Source organism: Photorhabdus sp. S10-54 (assembly GCF_963878145.1).
GTDB classification, from domain to species: domain Bacteria; phylum Pseudomonadota; class Gammaproteobacteria; order Enterobacterales; family Enterobacteriaceae; genus Photorhabdus; species Photorhabdus kayaii.
Genome location: NZ_CAWNXG010000119.1, coordinates 1 through 1,936, shown reverse-complemented (window position 1 = coordinate 1,936; position 1,936 = coordinate 1). Strand labels below are relative to the sequence as shown.

The 1,936-nt window shown below is 48.3% G+C and carries 2 protein-coding genes and 1 pseudogene; all 3 read right to left on the bottom strand.

Features of this window, described 5'->3' with window-relative positions; translation table 11 throughout:
- A partial coding sequence (locus tag AACQ83_RS23935; RefSeq protein ID WP_112879887.1) for a DEAD/DEAH box helicase occupies positions 1-1,507 on the bottom strand: 1,507 nt, incomplete at its 3' end.
- Positions 1,508-1,516: 9 nt separating this feature from the next.
- The gene (locus AACQ83_RS23930) at positions 1,517-1,717 is read right to left on the bottom strand and encodes a hypothetical protein (RefSeq protein ID WP_049583080.1); all 201 of its coding nucleotides are present in this window, start codon (positions 1,715-1,717) and stop codon (positions 1,517-1,519) included.
- A gap of 37 nt (positions 1,718-1,754) precedes the next feature.
- Positions 1,755-1,936: pseudogene (locus AACQ83_RS23925) on the bottom strand (hypothetical protein); the annotation flags it as partial.

Genomic DNA, 1,936 nt, shown 5'->3' with positions numbered 1-1,936 from the left:
TCTCCTGGCTTTTTGCATAAGCAATCAGTTTCCATTTGATGAAGTTGTTCACTTCTGGCGTGATCTCTACCGGGTGGTCGTTTAAGCCATTGGGGTACTCACTGAATTTGTCTCTAAAGGTATGGGCACACCAGCCATCAGAAATGGGCTTCCCTTGGTTGGCTCGCTGGCGCTGGTAATACTTGATTTGGGACCACCAGCTTTGACGTTCTGCCTTGCTGTAAACTCGGTCCTTACCACTAAGTTTTTTCAGCCCACGCGAGCGATCCACTTCCACATCTTCACCGCTTAAGGGCTTAAATCCACATTTCGGGCAAACATAGACGCCTGCCGGCTTCATAAAGTGGCAACTGGGGCATTCTTTCGGGAGTTTTTCAGCTTTGCCGCTGTCAGCACTGCGGGAACCGTCTTTCATCCCGTCGCTCTTTGAAGGCAACTCGTCGTACTCAATATCATCGGGATAACCGAGTCGGTGAACCGAACCGCTGTGATCGAAGATAAGGCAGGTTTCTTTACCGGGCGCAGTACGAAGCCCTCTGCCAAGACACTGGGTCCATCTAATCTCTGATTTAGTCGGGCGGGCATAAATAATGCACCGGACGTCACTATCAAATCCCGCAATCAGCGTACTAACACTCACCAGGATCTTTGTTACACCCTGTTCAAAACGATGAATGATGATCTGCCTTTCTTCCGGGGGCGTCTCAGCAATGATTACCTCGGCATTCACACCGGCTTTATTAAATTCAACCGTGATAAAATTGGCGTGGGCCACGTTGACGCAAAAGCAAATCGTGGGTTCATCATTACCATTCTCCAGCCAGTTCCTGACGATATCGCCCACCAGCGTTGAATCCCCCATGATTTCGGCTAGCTGGTCCTCTTTGTAATCCTGCCCAAAGTCATCACTGGCGGTCAGTTTTACGCCTTTCAGGTCCGGCTTGGTGGGGGCATAAAATTCATAGGAACTGAGTTCGCCTTTAGCGATAAGTTCTTTCATTGTTGTAGGCTTTAAAAGCTGTTGATAGTAGTTTCCCAGAAACGGGGAAAACGGCGTTCCTGACAGGCCAATCACTTTTACACCGGTGTTCTCTGCCAGATACTGAATCACTTCAAGCAGTTTCTTACGACGTAAATGAGCCTCGTCAATGATCAGCAGATCGATGTTGTCCGGGAAGTCACGGCGGATTAACGTATCAGCCGAGGCAATTTGAATTAGCCGGTTAGGATCATGGGGCTGGTAATCCCGCCACACATAACCAATTTCTTCTTCCGGCAATCCGTACTGAATAAACCGGGTGGCAGTCTGACGAACCAAAGTTAAGTAAGGCGCGACAAACATCACCCGCATACCGCGAGAAACAAATCCGTCTGTGATGAATGCCGATAAGCCTGTTTTACCGCTGCCGGTAGGCGCATACACCATGAAGGTACTGTGTTGCTTCCAGTTCTGGCGCAACATGGACAATGCCCGGCTCTGAGTCGTATTGGGTGTTATCGTCAACATGAATACCCCTTATTTACGCAATAATGCCGTCTTGTGGTGTTCGATAGCAGACGAAGAAGCCGTATTCACCCTTCGCAATAGGCTTTCGGCCTCAAGATTTCGACCCTCCCTAATCAGCGTGATAGCAACATCAATCAATTGCTGAGTGCCGCATAAGGTTGCGAATAAGTCGGTATTAGTGACATAATCTCTTTGAGATGTGATGTTCATTATTTCGTCTCCTTTGCAAGAACCGGTGTATGGCTCGCTAAAGTTCCACCGGTTTCTTGCTTCCTTTGATTTTCAGTTCTTTTTTCCATTCATTGATAATCCGCTTACTGTCCTCAGCATGCTCACGTGCAGGCATATCGTTGTATTGGCGCTCATAGTCAATTTGGTGGAAATAGGGATTAACGATGACAGGCGCAACGATACCCACCGCACGTTTGA

What these genes read in the sequence shown, in the direction of transcription:
- AACQ83_RS23930 (WP_049583080.1), bottom strand. Translation starts at nt 1,717, where the DNA reads ATGAACATCACATCTCAAAGAGATTATGTCACTAATACCGACTTATTC.